Source organism: Photorhabdus hainanensis (assembly GCF_018448965.1).
Classification (GTDB): Bacteria; Pseudomonadota; Gammaproteobacteria; order Enterobacterales; family Enterobacteriaceae; genus Photorhabdus; species Photorhabdus akhurstii.
On sequence record NZ_RCWD01000058.1, the window covers coordinates 1 to 21318 of the forward strand.

Genomic DNA, 21318 nt, shown 5'->3' on the forward strand with positions numbered 1-21318 from the left:
TACAGTAAAATGCCGATATTCAAGATCGGCATTTTTGTTTTTATTTTTACTGAATGGACATACGCCGGATCTCTCCCAATTTGTCCATCAACTGATTGAACAATCTCCGGAGCATGAAACGATGTTGATGACTATTGCAGAACAGCTTGAACAAAAAGGGCTTGAGCGAGGTATCAAGCAAGGTATTGAGCTAGGTCGAGAGAAAGGTAAAGTGGAAACGGCTCGTGCCTTATTACGGCATGGCGTGAGTTTGGACATTATTGTCACCAGTACCGGACTGAGCCGGGATAAAATTGAAGCGTTAAAGCATTAAATTAATCTTCTCTTTTACAGTAAAATGCCGATATTCAAGATCGGCATTTTTGTTTTTATTTATAGGGAGCGGAATGGCACCTTATTAAACATAAAATTATCCATCAGCATCTTCTATTATTACTGACATAAATGGGTATCGTGTGGCGAAGGGCAGCGCTGATGGGTATTTAAAAGGGCAACAGAAACTATAGTGATACTAGGAAAAAACCAAAAACATTATTTTCATGCTGAAACTCTTACATTGATTTTGGATAATTACAGTATCCATAAAAGCCGACTGATCAGTGATTGGCTAGCCCGTCATCCTAAATTTAACCTATTGTTTTTACCTGTTTATTCTCCCCGGCTGAATAAAATTGAGCGTCTGTGGCGATCCTTGCATGAAACGGTGACACGAAATCATGGCTGTTAGTATATGTGGCAGTTGTTTGAGAAAGTGAAAGCGTTTTTAAATTCATTCCTCTACATGAATAGCAGAGAATAAAAAGAGTCGGTGTATTATAATTGTGAATCCAGGGATTGTTTTTTATCACCAAACCGGATTGGTTGCACCCAAAATAGAATTTAGCTTTTGCATCGAAACTGTTAAATTTCAAACTTTCGGGATATAGTGGTGGTCGTAGTGTCAACTTTGATCATAACACCTTTATTGAGATAAAATTCATTTTGATTTCCAATGAATCATAAGGCAACAACACAGTGAAAACAGGGCTAAAACAACGCTTTCGTATGCTAATAGGATTAGCAGTAATACTGTTCATAATCCAATTGTTTGATACTTTAACCGGTGGCGCGCTAAGCAATTTCGGCATCATTCCCCGATATTCCCGAGGGTTAATTGGTATTCCGCTATCTCCATTCCTGCATGGCGACTGGGGGCACTTATTCAGCAATCTCCCCGTATTATTAGTGTTGAGTGCGTTACTAATGGCACACTCCATACGTTATTATGTGATAGCCAGCCTGTTTATTATCCTTGTGGGCGGAACATTAGTCTGGTTATTTGGGCGCACGGCTATTCATATTGGCGCCAGCGGATGGATTTTTGGTCTATGGGGATTGTTGCTGGCTAACGCCTTTTTCCTGAGAAGAATAAAAGATTTCTTCTTTGCGATTTTGGTGTTTGTGTACTACGGCGGGATCGTGTTTGGTCTGTTACCGTGGCAAGAGGATATTTCAACGGAAGGACATATTTTTGGTGTGATATCTGGGTTGGTTTTCTCTTGGCTATCGAAGAGATGGATAATAGAGAGTCATTAGTTTTATGGCATCGGGGATAGGCCGTAAGTAGATTATCCCCATTTCAGATATTCATTAATAGTATACCCTATGGATTCCAAGATGGAGCGCGACGGCAAGGGAGCGAATCCCCGGGAGCATAGATAACTATGTGACCGAGGTGAGTGAGTGCGGCCAACAAAGAGGCAACTTGAAAGATGACGGGTATAAACAGTAAAAAAATAAACTTGGTTACCTTTATTCTAGGAATAACTGAATGACCATTTAAAATGGAATGACGAATTAGGGTGTTTAAGAGTACGATATTGCGATTTTAGCCCTAATCTCATTTCTGAATTAAGAACCATATTCTATATCATTTGAAAGAACTCAATTTATCTCTCACTTTATTAACTCTGTTTTTTAAACAGAATAATGAACTATTTCCATGAAGTAAGAATTTTATTTGTGTTTTAAAAAAAACCAAATAATATAACGTCAATAAAAGTATAAATAGGACATATTCAATGCGTAATAGACTTTTTCTTTGGTTACTTGCCTTGCCGTTAGTATTAAGTTGTTATGGTGGCTGGCAATATTACCGAACCAGTGAACTGACTGAATCCCTCGATAGTATTAAATTGTTACATGCCAAAGCGACACAGTTGTTGCAAACCAATCCCAATATCACCATGAAATTCGGCGACACTTCTTTTACCGTCAATCAAATTCTCAATAGAACAGATGAAATAATTAACAGCAGAGAAGCCACATTCAGCGAGTTTCAGTCAATTTTAGATCTAGGGACGATTGGCGGCGGTGTATTATCACTACTGTTAGGGGGATTCGCGATTTTGCTATGTATGCGTAGTGGTAATGTGGCCCGCAAATCCCGCGATGAATTATTGAGGGTATTTGATCATTGTCGCCGGTTGCTGCCTTTTATTCTTGTCGGGCAGATGACATTGATTGGCCTCACTGTTTTTTCCCTGATCAGCTACGAAATACTTTGGTTTATTGGTAATTTTGAAATGAGAGGTGGCGGGGCAAAAATTGTTGCTGTTGCGGGCGTGACAGCATTGGCAATTCTGTGGTGCATCATTAAGGGTATTGCGAAACTCAAACACTGTTTTGTTATGTTCTCCCCTTCGGCCTCCCATTTGATGGGAAAATCCGTGACTCCGGAGGAAGCTCCTGGCCTATGGCAATGGATCAATGAGCTAGCTGAACAAGTCGGTACAGCGCCGCCAGACAATATTGTTGTCGGTTTGACGGAATGTTTCTTTGTGACTTCCTACCCTGTTTGCATCAATAATGAGCAGGTACTTGAAGGTCGTACCTTATATTTTCCGCTAATCTACGGAGCATTGTTGAGCCGTGAAGAATCCGCAGCGGTGATCGGTCATGAATTGGGGCACTTTACCGGTGAAGATACTACCTACAGTCTCCACTTTTCACCTATTTACGCAGGCATGAGCCGCAGCATCGATGTGATGATCAGTAACATTAAGGATAGAGAAGATTACTATAGCCGTCTGGTGATGAGTCCTTCCATTTATTTGGGTATCTTCTTCATCCAACAATTTGATTTTGCGGTGAATCATTGGAGCCGTATCCGTGAATATGCCGCCGATGCTGTGGGTGCCAGGTTGAGTAGCGCTCAAGCTATTTCTAGCGCTTTATTGCGTATTTCTGCGGTGAGCGAGCCAATTAACCAGCAATTGTCAGTGTTGTTTGCAGGTAAATTGAAAGCCGATGATCTATTGCCTGTCATTATTGATAACTTGCGCGAAAATGGCATTCCTGATGCGGGCCAGTTCTTGGAAAATGAGCTTACTCACCCTACGGATACCCATCCAACAACTAAATCACGTATTGAAGCATTAGAGTTACCGATAGAGCAGGAATTGCTGGATTATGCTTCGCGTCCGGTTGAAGCAGGACATTACAATAATATTGATGATCTATTTACTGATGCTAAAGCGCTTTCAGTGGAATTAACACAAAACCTGTCAGGTGAAATTGATGAGTATTATCAAGAGCAGAAACAAATTTGGGAAGAGCAGGCGGTATCGGCATCTGAAACTACCACTTTGACCGTATCCAGTAAACGTAATCTTATGTTTATTTCGCCTTTTATTTTTATGATTATGGTGGGCAGTGGGTTCTTTTTGTCTTTCGCTATAAAAGAAACCAATTCAGAGCATATATTAGAGGCAATTTTTTTAGTCTCCGCATTAATTGCTTTAGTCAATTTACCTTGTTTGTTATTCGCAATTATCATCTATAAACGCTGCAAAAACAGCATGATAATTTGGGAGCCAACAAAAATCAGCGGCCCTGATTTTCAGACATCTTATCCTCTGCATAATATCATTGATTTCAATTATACGACTTTTGATTCCTTCTTCTTAAAAGTGAGGACATTAACGCTTGAGCTGGCAGATAATGCCACTCTGCCAGATATGACGCCTAAAAAACGATTAGGTAGAGGAAAATTACGGAAGAAAAAACGCCATCTCTTTTATGGTTTTCTAGGAACGCTGAAAGCCAATGGCAAAAAAATATCTGATGGAGAAGTTATTGAAATGATCCATAACTATCTTCAAGCCGCTCATGCCCGACATGCTTTAAATCAGCATCAATCCGATTAATAACAACAACCAGCCCGTTTATTTATAATAACGGGCTGGTAATAATGAAATATAACCACTGATTTTTTAACTTCGTGCAGTTATATCCATTTCAACGCGGCATCATCTACAGGCTGCCCCAAAACTTGTTTATCTTTTTTGTAATCATGTGGAATCCGCCAGGTTGAGCTATATCCCTGACGAGGAAGCAAGTCCTTTGCACGTTTTACGTAACCAGCTCGCAAGGCGCCAAAAATATGCTCGTCCTCCTGCATCTCACCCCGTTCAGCATGTGGCGTCACAACGGTAGCGCCACGACGGTCCATTTCGTTCAACAAACGGCAGATATAATCCGCGGATAGATCAACTTTCAACGTCCAGGCGTTATTGATATAACCAAACAGACAGGCAAAATTGGGGACATTCTGTATCAACGTTCCCTTATAAAGCATGCGATCATGAGCTTGCTGTTTTTGCCCATCAATAGAGAGTTCAATTCCACCAATAAAATGTAATTTCAGCCCAGTCGCTGTAACAATAATATCTGCGGGTAATTCCTTACCTGATTGTAATAAGATACTGTTTTCAGTTATACGTTCAATATAGTCAGTAACGATAGAAGCTTTACCTTCTTTTAGTACCTTAAATAGGTTATTACTGGGAATAAAACAGAGCCGTTCATCCCACGGCATGTATTTTGGCGTCAAATGTTTCATGTCAAAATCTGGGCCGACACGTTTGCGAGCAGATGACAGTAAAAGTGATCTCAATAAATTAGGTAAATGTCGACTTGTTTTATAAACTAAGCGCTGGAAAAAGAGATTGCGATTTCTACTCAATGTGTAAATCCAGCTCTGTGGAATAATGCCTTTGCAGAACTCTGCTATTTTATCTCTTCCTGGGATTGAAAGAATATAACTCGGGGAGCGCTGTAGCATCGTGATATGGGCAGTATCATGTGCCATTGCAGGCAGTAAAGTGACTGCTGTTGCGCCACTACCAATGACAACAACCCGTTTTCCTTTGTAATTCAATTCCTCAGGCCAGAGTTGAGGATGAATTACCGGGCCTTTAAAATCTTTAATGCCGGGGAATTCAGGTAAATGAGGTTCATCATAGTTATAATAACCTGTTGCCGCGACGAGAAAACGACAAGTAAATTGCTGAGTTTCTCCACTGATTTCGTCAATCGCGGTAACGGTCCACTGGCGAGCCGCATTTGACCAGTCAGTATGCGTGATTTTTAGCCCAAACTTTATTTTCTTATCAAGGTCATACTCTTTTGCCGTTGCATGGATATAACTTCTAATTGAAGGCCCATCGGCAAAAACACTGGTATCCGTCCAAGGGCGGAATTTATAGCCATAGCTCATCATATCTGAATCTGAGCGAATGCCGGGATAGCGAAATAAATCCCAAGTACCGCCTATCCTCTGGCGACGTTCTAAGATAATGAACTTCTTATCAGGACATTTCCTTGTTAAATGACATGCTGTACCAATGCCTGCAATACCAGCGCCAATAATCAAAACATCATAATGGTTATTCACTGTCTCTCTCCTACAAGGTCATTTTTTGATGAGTTGAAACTCACCTAGCTAAAGCAATGTGATTCTTGTCATTATTGACATTAGCATAGCAATATGAAATTGCTTTAGTCTTACATTGCTCATTACCAGTATTTGGTGTGTCAATATTCCCTGCCGCCACAAGTAAATAATTAGCCTGAGAATATTTTCACCCTTTAATATGAATATTGAGTGCCGTGTTTAAATCACGTTATAGACGAAACAAACACAACCAAAAATTTTCTCAAGCATTTTTGTCTGCTCTTGAATCAATATTGTATGATACAAGGATTTCGAAGTGAACCTGACAGAACTTGGCGGAAGGGAGATAAGATGCATTTTATTGATTGAATATCTTTCCAAAATTTAGATCTTAGTCATTCATGGGGAGGTTTTTAGGTTAATTCGATAAAATAATCCAGAGAACAGGATATTCTCTGAATTATTTTAAAGATGTGAAGTTGTTCAATGGGTTTTAATTTTTACTTATTGCTGGCTGATCCCGCCTAATCATTTTCATATTAGGGGCCAGTTCAATACCACCACGCTATCGTTATAATTTCCCTCGGTACCACTTTCAGCGCCAATAATGACTGAGCCGGGTTTTCCGTCAAGGGTATTATAGGCGTAACGGAGTTTACAGGGTTTGCCATCTCCTATAATCTCGATACAGACTTTTCCTGTACCGGATGTATAGGCTTTAGTATCTATTCTTTTGCCGGTTAATGTGTCTACCAGAAGATCGTCAATATAGACTTTTACAATTTGTTGATGGGTGGTTGTATTTGTATAAGCTGTCAGACCAAATCGAATACTTTGAGGTAATTGGAAACAGTATTTTCCGGTGTCATTGGCGCCGCATGTTCCGCTACAGCCTCCATTATTTCCTCGGTCACTGCCTAATAAATCGATGTCAATCAATACCGCTGCTTGAGCTGTTTTGAAGGCTCCTCCGGTATAATTAGTAACAGGAGCTGGTCCATATACAGTATTTGATTGTGGATTAAATACCATATAATGATTATCTTTGAAGAGAGCAATCGCAGAATTTATTCTCCATGTAGCAGCATCCAGGTTTTTACTAAATTCTGGGTATTTCTTTGTTACTTCCCATCGGTCTGAGATAGATTTTCGCTTAATCGTATGTGAGTTTACGATATAATCAATGCAATCACTGCCTTTAAAGAAACAAACACTATTTGTCGTTAATTCTATGGCTGCATCTATCCCATTTTCGAATTCGGTTCCTTTCAATCCGGGCCATCCTTCTGCAATAGATTTCGGTCCATCAGTTACCTTAGCTTTTGCGATATTGAATTTAACGTATTGCGAGCCTTTAAAAAAATATAAATAACCATTTAAATTAATCACGTCATCAAGATGTCTTTGAAACTCGATAGGGAGATCAGGCCAATCGTTACTGATAGGTTTAGGGTAGTTTGTATCTACTTTACGTAATGTGTCATTATATCTGCCGTTATCTGCATTAAGGAATAAATAAACATGTAGATTCATTAATATATATCCTTCATGGTTTTTAAGCTTGTGATTGATTTTGCACATTTGTTAAGTTTTCTGTTCACAGATAAAATATAGCAATAATAATATTAAAACTATTTGGAGAAACAGAAAAATTCACACTGTGAAAACTAATATAAAAGATAGATTGTGGCAATGCTATATATTAATAGATTATTTATTGATTTGATGATGTTGTTTTTTTGCAAAAATTCAAATATATACTATGAGGTAAGGCTTATATTGCGAAATTAAATTTCAAAACACTATTTTATATCTATATTTAATTTGTAATTATAACAATAACATATTAAAAATATATTAAATTGATAATATATTTATATAAAAAGCGGCATATAATACCGCTTTAATGTATTAATGACTTCTTGTACTGAAATTAATAGAGTATTTTAGACTAATTCGCCAGTGGCCAATTCAATACCACCACGCTGTCATTGTAATTATTATTGGCATCATTTTCGGCGCCAATAGTGACTGTTCCCGGTTTTCCATCAAGGGTATTATAAGAGTAACGGAGTTTACAGGGTTTGCCATCCCCGATAATCTCGATATAGACTTTTCCTGTACCTGATGTATAAGCTTTGGTATAGGTTCCTTTGCCGGTTAATGTGTCTACCAGAAGATCGTCAATATAGACTTTTACGGTTTGTTGATGGGTGGTTGTATTAGTGTACGCTATCAGACCAAATCGAATACTTTGAGGGAGCTGGCAGCAATATTTACCGCCGTCACTCGTACCACATTCTCCAGCACAATTGGAGGGTTTGGTAACCGGAAGGCAAGGATCTTTAACTTGTGTCATTTTCCACAGGCCGGTATAGGGCTTACGGAGATTATTAGCGGAAGTATATACATGACATACTGTTTCAGGGACGCCAACCCAACCATTAGTATCAAGAAAGCCTCGGGTTCCCCATCGGTTATATAGAGTAATGCTTTCATCTTCTTTGATTTTTCCATCAATAGATGGCATGTCAGAATAAATAATCCACTCTAATGCTTCTGGGCGGATGTTTTTATCTGATGTGTGTATCGGGTATATTTCTCCTTCTGGAACCTGTTGACTTGATGGTGAATAATACCCTAAGTAGCCGCCATCACATTGATAAAGATTGTAGAGTAAAATAGTATCGTTGTTAATAACTTCACTGCCGATAGGTTTTCCCGTTCCTGATTCAATTCGCCAGAATGTTCCGGCTTGAGTGGTGGTTATTACAGTATATTTTCCATCTGAAATACCACTCGCTCCATATACACTGAGATATCCACCATCCCAGTTTCTGAAACTATTTAATATTTTTACGGTATCGCCATATTTAAGTATATTCGCCATAATTTCTCCAGAAAGTTTGTTATCTATTTCTAATCGTTGATATATCCCTTGAAATTGTTCTGAGTTTATTCTAATTACCGCTCAATAATCCTTTAAGTTGAGCCATTGTGATAAGTAGGGGGCTTCATTTTTGTGGTGCTTAGTCGGGACAGCAGTAGCGATAAACGCCTACGGATTGAGTATCAATCCTAATGATTATTCGGTAAAGGCAGTGCCTTTGTTACCTACTTCCAACAATGAGTTAGGCTGCTGAAATTGTTGTTGCTTGACGATGTTACTTTACCATCATCAGCCTCATTCCAAGCCTGATTACGCCGTGCATTCACTGGATGATACACGGTGCTTTTTTTTGCTCTGCATGTGAGGTAAATTGCTTACCACGTCGATGAAATTTAAGCCAACAGGAATTGGGACTCATAATGTCGAAATCAATTGGAAATAACCAGATAGTTGGAACTAATAATATAGTTGTTATTGCGATGGTGGTTGCATTAGTGCAATTTATTAATGCATTAGAGTACATGATGGTCACGCCGCTTTTTGTTTATATGTCGAAAGATTTTCACATGCCGGTTACGATGGCGGGGGTTGTCGCTGGTGTTTATGTCTTCTCCTCGGTATTTTCTGGCCTAACATCCTTTTTCTTTATTGATCGCTTTAATAAAAGAAAGGTTCTCATTTTAAACACGCTGTTTCTCGGTTTAATTACGTTTCTGACGATTTTTGCTTCGGAACCCTACCAACTTATTCTGCTACGTATTATTGCCGGTCTGTTTGGTGGTGTGACATTGGGGGTCGGCATCGGGATCTTACTTAATAACTCCCCAGAAAGTATGCGAGGAAGGGTGTTGGGCATTGCGTTTTCATCTTTTTCATTCGTTAGTATTTTAGGTATACCATTGTGCTTATATTTGGCTGAGAGTTTTAACTGGAAAGTCTCTTTTTTACTCATCGTTATTTTATGTGTAGTGAGTGTGCCTCTGATCCTCTTCTTTATTCCAGGCGCAGAGAAAGTAAAAAATAGTCAGAACAAAATTGTGCTAACCAAAAAAATAACGTTGGCCGGGATGGCAAGCGGCGTCAGTAATTTTAGTCCTTTCATGCTTATTCCGATACTTGCTCCGCTATTAACAAATGTGTTTTATATCCCGGAAAATCAGGTTTCATTGGTATTCTTTTGCGGTGGTATTGCCTCTTGGTTAGGCACTTATTTAACCGGGAAACTTTGTGATAGATATCCGCCTCAGAGAATTACCATCGCTGCCGCGACTTTATTTATTGTTAATATCTTTCTAGGATTGACAGGAAAAGTAAATGGATACGTTTTCTTCTCACTTTTTATGTTCGCGACTTATGTACAGGTGATGGCTGCAAACGTGTTGGCTTCTTACGCATCGACGCCTGAAAATCGAGCGGGCTTTGGTGCCCTCCAGATGGCATTTTCCAATTTGGGTGCCGGTGTGGTGTTTTTCTTCTCTTCTATTTTCTTAGACGGTAAAGAGATTATTGCTGAGAATGTGCGGCCTATTTTCATCCTGACTATGGTCAGCGCCCTGATATTACCTATATATGTAATGAAATTAGCTCAGGTGATGAAAAGAGGGACGAAAAATTTAATGAATAATGCTTAGTGCAATAATTAAGGAAAAATAACGACAGATATGTGATCTAGCCTTAATGGTAAAATAGAGATTTTGCGCTATATTTGAATTTAAGGCTAGTCATTGATATAAGAAGATAGAGGTGATTAGTAATAATTAAATGTTGTTTAAAGTGTAATATCACGGGAGGAAATTAATATTATAAGGATAATTTTGGTCAATGCTGGATGATAGTGTGCGAAAGGATGAACTTATTAATTGATATAGGTGGGTAAAATGGAAAGAAAATCAAATAACGCTCAGAATAAACCAGCTATGAATATTATCGCGGGAGTGACAAATATTAAATCTATTTATAATAAAACGCCTTGTAAAGTTGTCGTTGAACATGGATGTGTTGCCAGGAGAAATTTTTCCGTGGATAAAATGTCTGAATGGCATGGCGATTTATGGGCGCCCTGGATAGGTGATAAATATGAACCTAATAAAGCAATTCATATCTATACTGAAAGGGGATTGAGATCTGAATTCAGATTTAATATTTGGATATTTCAAGATTATTGGAATCCACCAAACGAAAATGCGGTTAAATATTCCATAAATAGGGAATTTAGTTATGATGATGCATTAGAGATCCCTGGTAATAATCGAGGTGGTGGAAATAAAATCTTAACGCTGGAATTTAATGATAATGATATTAATTTGGAAATGATATAGCGTTATAAGATATTGAATATATCGGGTAACGTTCTGTATTAATAGACATCCGTTGAAATGACAGCATTTCTTCGCGTGTTGTTCGGCATTTTTAATTACCAAATTGATAGTTAATTTAGTTGACTATCAAGTTAGTTTTTATTTGGACTAATAACTAACTTATTGAAATGCTGATACGCGTAGAAATCATTTATATCTCTAATGATTAACTCTAAAATACTTATAGTATTAAACTATTTCATTTATTGATTATTGTAATAAAGAGTCAATCTGCTTAATGGGTGGATGATGTAAATCATTTGCCATGTATAGCATGTGTGTTAATACGCTTGTTAATGGAGATTTTTATATAAGTCATCATGTAATTAATAATCAATCTCATTTGAGAAAATAAAATCAAATAAAGTCTTGAAACAAAAATAACAATTTTCCGATGTTTATTGCATATTATTACTGTTTGTTGCAAATTGTTACAATTTGTAATAAATTAAAAGTAAAAAATAGTAACAATTATAATTGGTTATGAAATGTCATTAAGAATTTCCTGAATTTTTCTTATTTTTATTTAATTAATTCTTGTTTAACTTCTGTTGATGTTTTCTCTTTTATTATCATGTGAGTTTAATTTTTTCTTTGTTGGATGTTATCTACCATAATTCCTTCATTGGAATGAGTATAAATTGAGGTTGTTTGCATTGGTTGATTTTGTTAGGTCGTTCGTCAATTAAGGTGCCATTATTCGTTCCCTCATATTGGGTGTCTGTCTAATTATCGATTCGTAACTATCTGATAAAGCGTGTTATTCCGTGAAAATATCATGCCATAACCATGATGTTTTTATTCTATTTTTGCTAGTAAGGAGTTATCAATGACTGCAAGTTTTCAAAATGAAGTTCCTAAGTCGCGTATTAATATTAAATTGGATCTACATACTGGCGGAGCACGGAAAAAGGTTGAGTTGCCGTTGAAATTGCTGGTCATGGGTGATTACAGCAACGGGCAGGAACAGCGCCCGCTTTCAGAACGAGAAAAGGTTTCTATAAATAAAAACAATTTTGACAGCGTATTAGCTGAGTTTAACCCTGCGGTTAATTTGACAGTGGAGAATACCTTGGCCGGAGATGGGAGCGAAGAAAATATCGCTTTCATTTTTCGGCAAATAAAGGACTTCGAGCCTGAGCAGGTGGCGCGACAAATTCCACAACTGCGAGCATTGCTTTCTATGCGCAATTTGTTGCGCGAGCTGAAATCCAACCTGCTTGACAATGCCGCCTTTCGTCGAGAACTGGAGCGTATTCTCCAGGATGAAATGTTGAGCGATAAACTGCGAGCTGAATTGGCGGCACTTACGCTGCAAGAAAGGTCGCCGCAAGAAAGGTAATTGTCACATTATTTTCCGAGATTTAAGTAAGGGCATTTGCATGACTGTACAAGAGCAGGCTACATCTTCTATGGCGACGGCAAACCATCATGCCGGTGGGGTTTACTCGTCTTTGTTTGAGAAGATCAATTTACGTCCGGTGGAGCGATTAAGTGATATTGCATACTTTCATAACAGTGACGCATTGGCGAGCGTGACGGAAGATGAACGGGTGACCGTGGCTGTTAGCGTTCTTCTCGATCTACTGCGAGCCTCCGCTCAAAAAGTTGAACAGTTGGATAAAGCATTGCTGGATTTTGAGATCGGCAAGTTGGATCGCAAAATTGGCCGCCAACTGGATGTGGTGATACATCAACCAGAATTCCAGCGAATAGAATCTGCCTGGCGAGGTCTAAAATTTCTGGTGGATCGAACAGATTTACGCCAGAACGTCAAAATTGAAGTATTGGATATGGCCAAGGATGATTTGCGGCAAGATTTTGACGATACCCCGGAAATTGTTCAAAGCGGTTTCTATCGTCACGCTTACATTCAGGAATACGACACACCAGGCGGCGAACCGATTGGCGCAGTGATTGCCGACTATGAATTTAGCGCCGAATCGCAGGATATCGCCTTATTGCGCAACATTGCCAAAGTCGCGGCAGCGGCGCATATGCCATTCATTACTGCTGTTGCGCCCGCCTTTTTTGGCAAAAAGAGCATGGATGAAGTGGCGGTGATGAAAGATATTGGTCACTATTTTGAACGCGCCGAATACGCCAAGTGGAAATCTTTCCGCGACAGCGAAAACGCCCGTTATATTGGCCTCACCCTGCCAAGAGTGTTGGGACGTCTGCCATATGGTCCGAAGAGTGTGCCGGTGCGGACGTTTAATTATACCGAAGAGGCAAGAGGGCCGAACCGCAATAAGTATTTGTGGACCAACGCCGCTTTTGCTTTTGCCGTCAATATGGTCAGGAGTTTTGTCAAAAATGGCTGGTGTGTGCAGATCCGCGGTCCGCAAGCCGGTGGCGCTATCACCGATTTACCGATTTCTCTCTATGATCTGGGTACTGGTTACCGGGCTAAGATCCCATCAGAAGTGCTGATCCCGGAAACCCGTGAGTTTGAATTTGCCAATTTAGGGTTTATTCCGCTCTCTTATTACAAAAATCGCGATTACGCCTGCTTCTTTTCGGCTCACTCCGCGCAGAAGCCTGCCGTGTATGACACCGGTGAAGCCACGGCCAACAGTCGCATTAATGCGCGTCTGCCCTATATCTTCCTGCTATCACGCATCGCCCATTACTTAAAGCTGATCCAGCGGGAGAACATTGGCGCCACGAAAGATCGGCGTCTGCTCGAAATTGAACTGAATAACTGGATCAACACACTGGTAACGGAGATGAATGATCCCACTGACGACATGCAGGCATCTCATCCGCTGCGTGAAGCACATGTGGTGGTTGAGGATATTGATGACAATCCGGGATTCTTCCGAGTCAAGCTGTATGCGGTGCCGCACTTTCAGGTGGAAGGGATTGACGTCAATTTATCTCTGGTTTCTCAGATGCCGAAAGCGAAATCGTAATCATTTTATTGGGAGTTATGATGAAAATTCTACGTCCTCTCTGGATTGAAGACGCCTTTTTAGCCCCTCAACAGTTTCAGCAACAAGCGCGTTGGGAGGCGCTGACCAACAATTGTATTGCCCATCTGGGGCTGATTCATCCCTGGGGAGTGCTTGATATTCGGTTTGATCAGGAGGCGCTGCGCTTAAACCGCCTGAAAGTTCAGCATCTCAAAGCCCGTTTACAGGACGGGACGCTGATTGATACCGATCATGCTGACAATCTGCCCGCGGCCTGTGATTTACAGCAGGCGGCGCCGGAGGATATGCGCGTTGTTGAGGTATTACTGGCGTTGCCGTTGGAGCATGCCAATGGCGGCAATTGCCGCCAGAGTAGTGAAAGTGTGGGGCCGGGACAACCGCCGCTACGTTATCAGCAGGAGTGGGTTGAGATACAGGATAAGTACGGCGATGGGCGTGAATCCATTGCGGTCGAGCGCCATGCGATTTCCCTACGCTTTCAGCATGACCAAAATGAGGCTTATCTGACATGCCCATTGGCGCGTCTGGTACGTGACGGGCAAAACGGTTGGATGCTGGATAACCGTTTTGTGCCGCCATTGCTCTCTTTTGCCGCCCATCCGCCATTGCTGGAGCAACTTGATCTGTTGTTGACTCAGCTGCGTGCTAAACGCACCCGTCTGATGGGAATGCGCCGTGAAAGCCATCAACGTATGGCAGATTTTGCTGTCGCGGATGTATCGCTGTTCTGGTTATTGAATGCGCTTAACAGCTATGAACCGGTGTTGAGTAATTTTAAAGCCGCGCCTGCGCTGCACCCGGAAATCATCTACCGTGAACTGGTGAAGTTAGCGGGGGCGTTACTGACGTTTTCACTGGAGAGTGATCTCGACGCGATCCCTGATTATCAACACCACCAATTAAGCGACGTTTTCCCGCCATTGATCCGGCTTATCAGTACATTACTTGAGGCGAGTCTGCCATCAAGGGTGATTTCGATTGAGCTGGAAGTGGTACGCGAAAATCAGTGGAGAGCATCACTTCATGATAGGCGATTGTGCGAAGAGGCCGATTTCTACCTCTCTGTGCGATCGTCGATGCCGGCGCATTTGCTACAAACCCAGTTTCCGCAACTGTGTAAAGTGGGAGCGCCTGATGATGTTGAGCGACTGATTAACTTGTCATTGAGCGGCATTCCTTTACATCCGCTCAGTCATGTACCGGCGGCGATCCCGTTGCGATTGGAAAACCAATATTTTGCTTTCGATCTGAATAATCCGATGGCTAAAGCCATGCTGGAGGCGGGAAGTTGCGCCTTCTATGTGCCCGGCACCTTGTCGGGCGTTCAATTAGAACTGTTTGCGGTATTACGTTCATGAACAAAGAAATTTCAATTGATGACCTGATGCTTGACATTGGGATGCTAGTGATTGCGCTAAAGAATGGCGATAAGTCGCTGTACGGCGAGGCGTTATATCAAAAAGGGATTGATTTGGTAGAAAAGGCACGGCAGCAATTAAGCACGAGTGGTATCAGCGAAGAGAACATGGCTCACATCACCTACGCCTTGTGCGCATTGCTGGATGAAACCGTACTCAGACGCCCTGAGCGGGATAACGGCTATGAAACTTGGTCGAAAACGCCGTTGCAGACACGATTTTGCAATAGCAACCATGCTGGAGAACGGCTGTTTGAACGTATACGTCAAGTATTGGATCAACCACAACCCTCTCTGCTGCTATTAGCGGGTTTCCAGCGCGTATTGGCATTGGGTTTCCAAGGAGGCGATCTGGAGAGGATCGCTCAGGAACGCCAGTCATTACTGGATGTACTGACTGATCGTGCCGGGGTAATGGTGGTGGAACCCCATCGGATGATACGCGGCAGTACGGATCGTCATCAGGATCGATATTGGCGTGCACGCTCTCCGTGGTTTTGGGGGTGCCTGGCCGTAGCGGGGGTAGCTTTGGTTTGGTGCGGTCTGCGTCTCTACCTTAAGCAATATTTGTCGCTTGGATAAGGCTAAGGAGAGCAAATTGAGTTGCGTATTAAAACGAGCGTTGTGGCTTTTAGCTTGTGCTCTGGCGGCGCTGTTATGTCTGTTTTTCTTGCCGCTAGGGAAGGTGTCTGCTGCATTGTGGTTGGCCGCGATCTTGATGGTGGCAGTGATTGCCTGGCGGCGGGTTGGACGCGCTACACCTGAAATGTCTCATCAGGACAGTGTTTGCCGCTTGCTGGCGGCATTACCTGCCGCCCTGTGGCGTCAGCCTGTGGTGCTAACCTGCGGCGATAGCGTGGCGACGCTGTTTGCGGAAGGGCCAGTACGTTGCACGCCGCAGGGCTGTTTTATCTGTGTGCCGAGACAAAGTGAGATGAGCGTACTGGTAGAAGCGATTATTGCAGCCAGGCCTGATTGGTGTAGGCAGATCAGCGTGCTATTAACACTCTTTCCTGAACAGCAACGAGATCACGCGGCGATGACGGCAAAGATCAGAGAATTTCGCTATCAGGTTGGCCGTGTTGCTCAACTGACCGCTTGCCATACACCGGTATTGATCGCCGGTTATCTTGATGGCGATATCAGCCCGTGGTTCGAGCTACAGGCAGACAGCTCGACAATGACGGTATGGGGAGAAGAACATGCCGCTGTTGGGATGAATATCTGGCTGACCGAGGGAGACGCGCGGCAACGCGCCACACGTTTACAGCAAGCGATTGCGGCGGCGGCATGGCAACGCTGGATGGTAGAAAACATCTTGAACGAATGCCGATCGCCGGAGCTGGTCAGTCGGCCTTGTTCTCCCATAGCAATGGCGTTGACGTTTCTGCCACAAACGCCACAGGAAAACAACTTATGGACAAAATGGCTGATCGACCGTACCACTTTACCCCGCATTAGCCACAGCATTGCTGAGGCGGTGAACGTATCGCCATTTCCCGATGCCATGTTACGCCTGTTGCCACATCATGTTGGTCATACACCGCACCGACGAGCGGTCATCTGGGGCATTGGCCTGCTGAGCGGATTTGCCTGTCTGGCATTGGCCTCCAGTGTCTGGAACAACTTGCGCCTGTCGCGCCAGATACGCAGTGATTTACAGCATTATCAGATAGTTGATGTGAAAGATAATGGCGCGAAAGTTCAGGCTTACCATCAACTCAAGCTTGATGCGGCATTGCTGGAGAAATATCAACGTGACGGCGAACCGGCGCGCTTAGGGTTAGGGCTTTATTTAGGCGATCGCCTTTATACGCCGCTGATGGATGTGATCAACCATGCAGTGTTACCGGTATCTCAGCCTCCTGTGCCGAAGAGCGGCAAACCGTCGCCGCAGACATTGAACCTGAGCAGCATGTCACTGTTTGACGTTGGACAGTCACGTCTTAAGCCGGAAGCGGCCAAAGTGCTGGTGAACGCATTAATCGACATTAAAGCTAAACCGGGCTGGATGGTGGTGATAACGGGTCATACTGATTCAACCGGCGATGCTGCGAAAAACAGCGTGCTATCACTGGCGCGGGCAAAAGCAGTGCGAGATTGGATATTACAAACCAGTGACGTATCGCCGGCGTGCCTGGTCGTAAAAGGCGAAGGCGCGACGCGGCCGATTGCGACCAATACCACCGCAGCGGGGCGTGCTGTCAACCGTCGGGTTGAAATCAGTCTGATGCCGTCGAACGTAGGCGCCTGCCAGCGACCACAAAGAGAAACAAATGACAACTTAGGACCTTAAATTATGGATACCGTATTTACCGCACTATTGTGCCGTTTAAACCCCTATTGTGCGCGGGCTTTGGAAGCTGCCGCCGCATTTTGCCAGACACGGGCGCATGCTGAAATCACTGTTGAGCACTGGTTGCTCAAGCTGCTTGAGGGCGGCGAAGGCGATATTACAGTAATAGCTCGACGTTATGAGTGGGATATGGATGCGCTGTGGCAGTCGCTGCTGACTACGATCAACAGCTTGCCGCATAGCATCAATCAACGTCCGCGGTTATCAGGCGGTCTGCGTAGTTTGTTACAGGTTGCCTGGTGTGTGGCTTCGCTGGAAGAGGGTAATGAATCTATTCGCTCAGTGCATCTTTTGCAGGTACTGCGCGGCCAACCGGTTTGGTTGCGTACCCATCATACCTGGCCGTTACTCAACCTGAATGTGACGCAACTACAACGTTTGCGCCCATTACTGGATCAACAATCGGACGAGCGCCCGGAGATACAGGTAGCGACGTGTCTGACGGCGGATAGATCAATCGCTGAAATTGACGATCGCGACATAGATAACTATGCGCTAAATCCCCAGCCATTATCATCCGCTTTGCAGAATGTATTGGACAAATTCACGCTGGACATCACTGCCAGAGCCGCTGAGGGCGGCATTGATCCGGTATTTGGCCGTGATAGCGAAATCCGCCAGATGATCGACATCCTATCGCGTCGGCGTAAAAACAACCCGATTCTGGTGGGGGAACCGGGAGTAGGGAAAACCGCTCTGGTGGAAGGATTGGCCCTGCGTATTGTTGAGGGCGATGTCCCCGATAGCCTAAAAACCGTCAGCGTGCGGATGCTGGATCTCGGCTTGTTGCAGGCGGGCGCGGGGGTAAAAGGCGAATTTGAGCAGCGACTGAAAAATGTCATTGAAGCGGTGCAACAGTCACCAACCCCCATTCTGCTCTTTATTGATGAAGCGCACACGCTGATTGGTACCGGTAATCAGGCGGGGGGCGCTGATGCGGCTAACCTGCTAAAACCTGCTTTAGCGCGGGGAGAATTACGTACGATTGCCGCCACCACTTGGTCGGAATACAAACAGTATTTTGAACGGGATGCCGCATTGGAGCGACGTTTCCAGACGATTAAAGTCGATGAACCGGACGATGAGACAGCTTGCCTGATGCTGCGTGGACTGAAAGCGCGTTACGCTCGTTATCATGGCGTACATATTCAGGAAGATGCGGTGAAGGCAGCTGTTGCTTTATCTCGCCGTTACCTGACTGGGCGACAGCTACCGGATAAAGCGGTAGACCTGCTGGATACCGCCAGCGCGCGAGTCAGGAGGAGCTTGGATACGGTACCGGAGGCGTTAACGCAACTCCAGTCTCAATTGACCGCGCTTGAGATAGAACAACAGGCGATACTGGAAGATATTGCACTGGGGCAATGCCATCATTCAGACCGTTTGGCACAAATTGAAATGCAACGTCATGAACTGTGCCGACAGCAACAACAGCGGGATAAACAGTATCAACAGGAAAAACAGTTGACGCAACAGTTGCTCGATGCCCGGCAGGACATCAGCCGACAGCATGATATAGCCCTGTTGCGACAGCAACTGGCGACACTACAACAAGGGCAGCCGTTACTATCGTCGGATGTTGATGTACGTTCCGTAGCAACAGTAATCGCTGATTGGACAGGCGTTCCGTTAAGTAGCTTGTTGAAAGATGAACAGACCGGTTTGTTGCATTTGGAGCAGCATTTAGGGGAGCGGGTTATTGGTCAGGAGGCGGCGCTACGGGAAATCGCCCAGCGTTTACGTGCCGCTAAAACCGGATTGACGCCGGAACAGGGGCCATTGGGCGTATTCCTGTTGGTTGGGCCGAGTGGGGTAGGGAAAACCGAAACCGCGCTGGCATTGGCGGATAACCTGTTTGGCGGGGCGCGTTCGCTGGTCACTATCAATCTATCGGAGTATCAGGAACCGCATACAGTGTCTCAGCTTAAAGGCTCACCGCCAGGTTATGTCGGATATGGTCAGGGGGGGATCTTAACGGAAGCGGTACGTAAACGCCCATATAGTGTGGTGTTATTGGACGAAGTGGAAAAAGCCCATCGTGATGTCATTAACCTGTTTTATCAGGTATTTGATCGCGGCTTTATGCGCGATGGCGAGGGGCGCGAGATCGATTTTCGTCATACTGTCATCTTAATGACCTCGAATCTGGGCAGTGATCAACTGATGGCGTTATTGGCGCAACAACCTGACGCCCCGAATGCCGCGTTGCATGAGCTGTTGCATCCGATGCTGCGTGATCACTTCCAGCCGGCTCTGTTGGCTCGCTTTCAGACCGTGATTTACCGCCCGTTACAGGCTGATGCGCTCAGACGCATTGTTGAAATCAAACTGGAACAAGTTACTCGACGTCTTCATCGCCATTATGGCCTGACTTGCACGGTGGAAAGCAGCCTGTACGACACCTTGGTGAATGCTTGTCTGTTGCCGGACAGTGGAGCGCGTAATATCGACAGCCTGCTCAACCAGCAAATTTTACCGGTGTTATCACAGGCGCTGTTGGAACGTTTGGCCCATCACAATAAACCTGTTGGCGTAACATTGGGTTTCGACGAAGAAGAGGGGATCACTCTTGCTTTTACTGATATTGAACCGATCGCTTCATTGGATATCGAGGACAAATAAGTCATGGTTAAATGAAAAGAATGGTTAAATAAATTGTATGAAACTGTACATGGGGTTCTTCCCTATATCTGATGGAATAAGACGTTCGAACATAAAATAACGTGGCATGTCGCCCGAATGAAAAGGTATTAAAGAGATGAAAGCAAAAAATGTAACGATAGAAAAAGAGCGGGATTTATCGAATAACGAAGCAACGACGGGTACGCTTTCTCTTCCTGAAAAACACAATTGGTTGGCGCGTAAATGGAAATGGATGACTATCTGCTTTATTCCGGTTTTCATCGTCGGCGCATTTGCGATTGTCATGGGCGTAATTAAATCTTCGGAACCCTATAAGAAAGCTTTATCGCTGGCACAAAGTAATCCTATTGTGAAAAATATTTTAGGCCAGCCAATTAAAACAGGATGGTTTGTTTCTGGCAGTGTGAACGAGAGAGAGGCGGAATTGGACATTCCTATAAAAGGAAATCGGTCTGGCGGTACGGTGCATGTTGATGCAAATAAGTATGCAGGACATTGGCGATATAAAAATATTACTGTTCAACCTGATTCAGGTGGGCAATTGATCGATTTACTGGCCGTCGATAATCCCATGAAATAAAGATTATTTTCTTTGTAGCGTATGATTAAAACCCCCTTGAGTCGATTTAATTTCATTGGCAAGTCATGAGAATCATGCTTAAAAGAGGAAATTAAGCGACGTAGAGGCAATGGCATTTTATTTTGTTTTATAAGGCATTGTTTTATCTATGTAATTTTTGGGTTATTTCAAATGTTTTCTGTAAAATTATGGTTTGGATACATCAGGTCGCGACAGTGGCGGATAATTTTTGGGGTGGTGGGCTTAATCGGATTGGCCATCTTTGGACTGCGGTTATTGCTCTTTGATTATCGGCCGGAGATATATCATTTTTGGCATCAAGAGCGACTTTCTATTGATAGAGAGCGGCAAACTTGGGCCAGCCGATATATTCCTGTGTTGCACAATAATGTATTTTTACCGGAGAAAGCGATTGCTACGATT

The 21318-nt window shown here is 43.3% G+C and carries 16 protein-coding genes and 2 pseudogenes; 14 read left to right on the plus strand and 4 right to left on the minus strand.

What is annotated here, in order from left to right:
* The 4 genes and pseudogenes from EAE92_RS24820 to EAE92_RS22590 form a co-directional block, all read left to right on the plus strand.
* A pseudogene (locus tag EAE92_RS24820) lies at window positions 1-313 on the plus strand (ISNCY family transposase); the annotation flags it as partial.
* 189 nt (window positions 314-502) lie between these two features.
* Window positions 503-799, plus strand: a pseudogene (locus tag EAE92_RS22580) (transposase); the annotation flags it as partial.
* A gap of 215 nt (window positions 800-1014) precedes the next feature.
* Complete coding sequence (locus EAE92_RS22585; RefSeq protein ID WP_214069663.1) at window positions 1015-1575, plus strand: rhomboid family intramembrane serine protease; 561 nt, start codon at window positions 1015-1017, stop codon at window positions 1573-1575.
* Between the two features lie 485 nt (window positions 1576-2060).
* Window positions 2061-4187 (plus strand): M48 family metallopeptidase, encoded by a 2127-nt coding sequence (locus EAE92_RS22590; protein WP_214069664.1) that lies wholly within the window; start codon window positions 2061-2063, stop codon window positions 4185-4187.
* Window positions 4188-4267: 80 nt separating this feature from the next.
* On the opposite strand, the gene EAE92_RS22595 is transcribed toward EAE92_RS22590, so the two are convergent.
* The 4 genes from EAE92_RS22595 to EAE92_RS22605 all read right to left on the minus strand — a co-directional run bounded on the left by EAE92_RS22595 (window position 4268) and on the right by EAE92_RS22605 (window position 8606).
* Window positions 4268-5716 carry a flavin-containing monooxygenase gene (locus tag EAE92_RS22595; protein ID WP_214069665.1) on the minus strand — a complete coding sequence of 483 codons (1449 nt, stop codon included), beginning with the start codon at window positions 5714-5716 and terminating at the stop codon, window positions 4268-4270.
* A 219-nt stretch (window positions 5717-5935) separates the two neighbouring features.
* Window positions 5936-6073 carry a helix-turn-helix domain-containing protein gene (locus tag EAE92_RS25610; protein ID WP_472853264.1) on the minus strand — a complete coding sequence of 46 codons (138 nt, stop codon included), beginning with the start codon at window positions 6071-6073 and terminating at the stop codon, window positions 5936-5938.
* A 177-nt stretch (window positions 6074-6250) separates the two neighbouring features.
* The gene (locus tag EAE92_RS22600) at window positions 6251-7249 is read right to left on the minus strand and encodes a fucose-binding lectin II (protein ID WP_214069666.1); all 999 of its coding nucleotides are present in this window, start codon (window positions 7247-7249) and stop codon (window positions 6251-6253) included.
* Between the two features lie 418 nt (window positions 7250-7667).
* On the minus strand, window positions 7668-8606 hold the full coding sequence (locus EAE92_RS22605; protein ID WP_214069667.1) for a fucose-binding lectin II: 939 nt from the start codon (window positions 8604-8606) through the stop codon (window positions 7668-7670).
* A 419-nt stretch (window positions 8607-9025) separates the two neighbouring features.
* Here EAE92_RS22605 and EAE92_RS22610 point away from each other — a divergent pair, with 419 nt between their 5' ends.
* The 10 genes from EAE92_RS22610 to EAE92_RS22655 all read left to right on the plus strand — a co-directional run.
* The gene (locus EAE92_RS22610; RefSeq protein ID WP_214069668.1) at window positions 9026-10237 is read left to right on the plus strand and encodes an MFS transporter; all 1212 of its coding nucleotides are present in this window, start codon (window positions 9026-9028) and stop codon (window positions 10235-10237) included.
* Between the two features lie 246 nt (window positions 10238-10483).
* A complete protein-coding gene (locus EAE92_RS22615; protein ID WP_214069669.1) occupies window positions 10484-10924 on the plus strand; it encodes a hypothetical protein in 441 nt (146 codons plus the stop codon).
* Window positions 10925-11792: 868 nt separating this feature from the next.
* Entirely contained in the window at window positions 11793-12305 is a 513-nt protein-coding gene (gene tssB, locus EAE92_RS22620) for a type VI secretion system contractile sheath small subunit (RefSeq protein WP_214069670.1), read from the plus strand.
* Window positions 12306-12345: 40 nt separating this feature from the next.
* On the plus strand, window positions 12346-13878 hold the full coding sequence (tssC, locus tag EAE92_RS22625) for a type VI secretion system contractile sheath large subunit (protein WP_214069671.1): 1533 nt from the start codon (window positions 12346-12348) through the stop codon (window positions 13876-13878).
* A gap of 20 nt (window positions 13879-13898) precedes the next feature.
* Window positions 13899-15257, plus strand: coding sequence for a type VI secretion system baseplate subunit TssK (tssK, locus tag EAE92_RS22630; RefSeq protein WP_214069672.1), 1359 nt, complete (start codon window positions 13899-13901; stop codon window positions 15255-15257).
* A complete protein-coding gene (gene tssL, locus EAE92_RS22635) occupies window positions 15254-15898 on the plus strand; it encodes a type VI secretion system protein TssL, short form (RefSeq protein ID WP_214069673.1) in 645 nt (214 codons plus the stop codon). Before tssK ends, tssL begins: the two co-directional genes overlap by 4 nt.
* 16 nt (window positions 15899-15914) lie before the next feature.
* Window positions 15915-17612, plus strand: a complete 1698-nt coding sequence (locus EAE92_RS22640; protein WP_214069674.1) for an OmpA family protein — start codon at window positions 15915-15917, stop codon at window positions 17610-17612.
* A gap of 3 nt (window positions 17613-17615) precedes the next feature.
* Window positions 17616-20294, plus strand: coding sequence for a type VI secretion system ATPase TssH (gene tssH, locus EAE92_RS22645; RefSeq protein WP_214069675.1), 2679 nt, complete (start codon window positions 17616-17618; stop codon window positions 20292-20294).
* A gap of 136 nt (window positions 20295-20430) precedes the next feature.
* Complete coding sequence (locus EAE92_RS22650; protein WP_214069676.1) at window positions 20431-20895, plus strand: cytochrome c oxidase assembly factor Coa1 family protein; 465 nt, start codon at window positions 20431-20433, stop codon at window positions 20893-20895.
* 234 nt (window positions 20896-21129) lie between these two features.
* The coding region (locus EAE92_RS22655) for a hypothetical protein (RefSeq protein WP_214069677.1) at window positions 21130-21318 on the plus strand (189 nt) is incomplete at its 3' end.

What these genes read in the sequence shown, in the direction of transcription:
- EAE92_RS22600 (WP_214069666.1), bottom strand. Translation starts at nt 7,249, where the DNA reads ATGAATCTACATGTTTATTTATTCCTTAATGCAGATAACGGCAGATAT.
- EAE92_RS22590 (WP_214069664.1), top strand. Translation starts at nt 2,061, where the DNA reads ATGCGTAATAGACTTTTTCTTTGGTTACTTGCCTTGCCGTTAGTATTA.
- tssH (WP_214069675.1), top strand. Translation starts at nt 17,616, where the DNA reads ATGGATACCGTATTTACCGCACTATTGTGCCGTTTAAACCCCTATTGT.
- EAE92_RS22615 (WP_214069669.1), top strand. Translation starts at nt 10,484, where the DNA reads ATGGAAAGAAAATCAAATAACGCTCAGAATAAACCAGCTATGAATATT.
- EAE92_RS22650 (WP_214069676.1), top strand. Translation starts at nt 20,431, where the DNA reads ATGAAAGCAAAAAATGTAACGATAGAAAAAGAGCGGGATTTATCGAAT.
- EAE92_RS22610 (WP_214069668.1), top strand. Translation starts at nt 9,026, where the DNA reads ATGTCGAAATCAATTGGAAATAACCAGATAGTTGGAACTAATAATATA.
- tssB (WP_214069670.1), top strand. Translation starts at nt 11,793, where the DNA reads ATGACTGCAAGTTTTCAAAATGAAGTTCCTAAGTCGCGTATTAATATT.
- tssK (WP_214069672.1), top strand. Translation starts at nt 13,899, where the DNA reads ATGAAAATTCTACGTCCTCTCTGGATTGAAGACGCCTTTTTAGCCCCT.
- EAE92_RS22605 (WP_214069667.1), bottom strand. Translation starts at nt 8,606, where the DNA reads ATGGCGAATATACTTAAATATGGCGATACCGTAAAAATATTAAATAGT.
- EAE92_RS25610 (WP_472853264.1), bottom strand. Translation starts at nt 6,073, where the DNA reads ATGCATCTTATCTCCCTTCCGCCAAGTTCTGTCAGGTTCACTTCGAAA.
- tssL (WP_214069673.1), top strand. Translation starts at nt 15,254, where the DNA reads ATGAACAAAGAAATTTCAATTGATGACCTGATGCTTGACATTGGGATG.
- tssC (WP_214069671.1), top strand. Translation starts at nt 12,346, where the DNA reads ATGACTGTACAAGAGCAGGCTACATCTTCTATGGCGACGGCAAACCAT.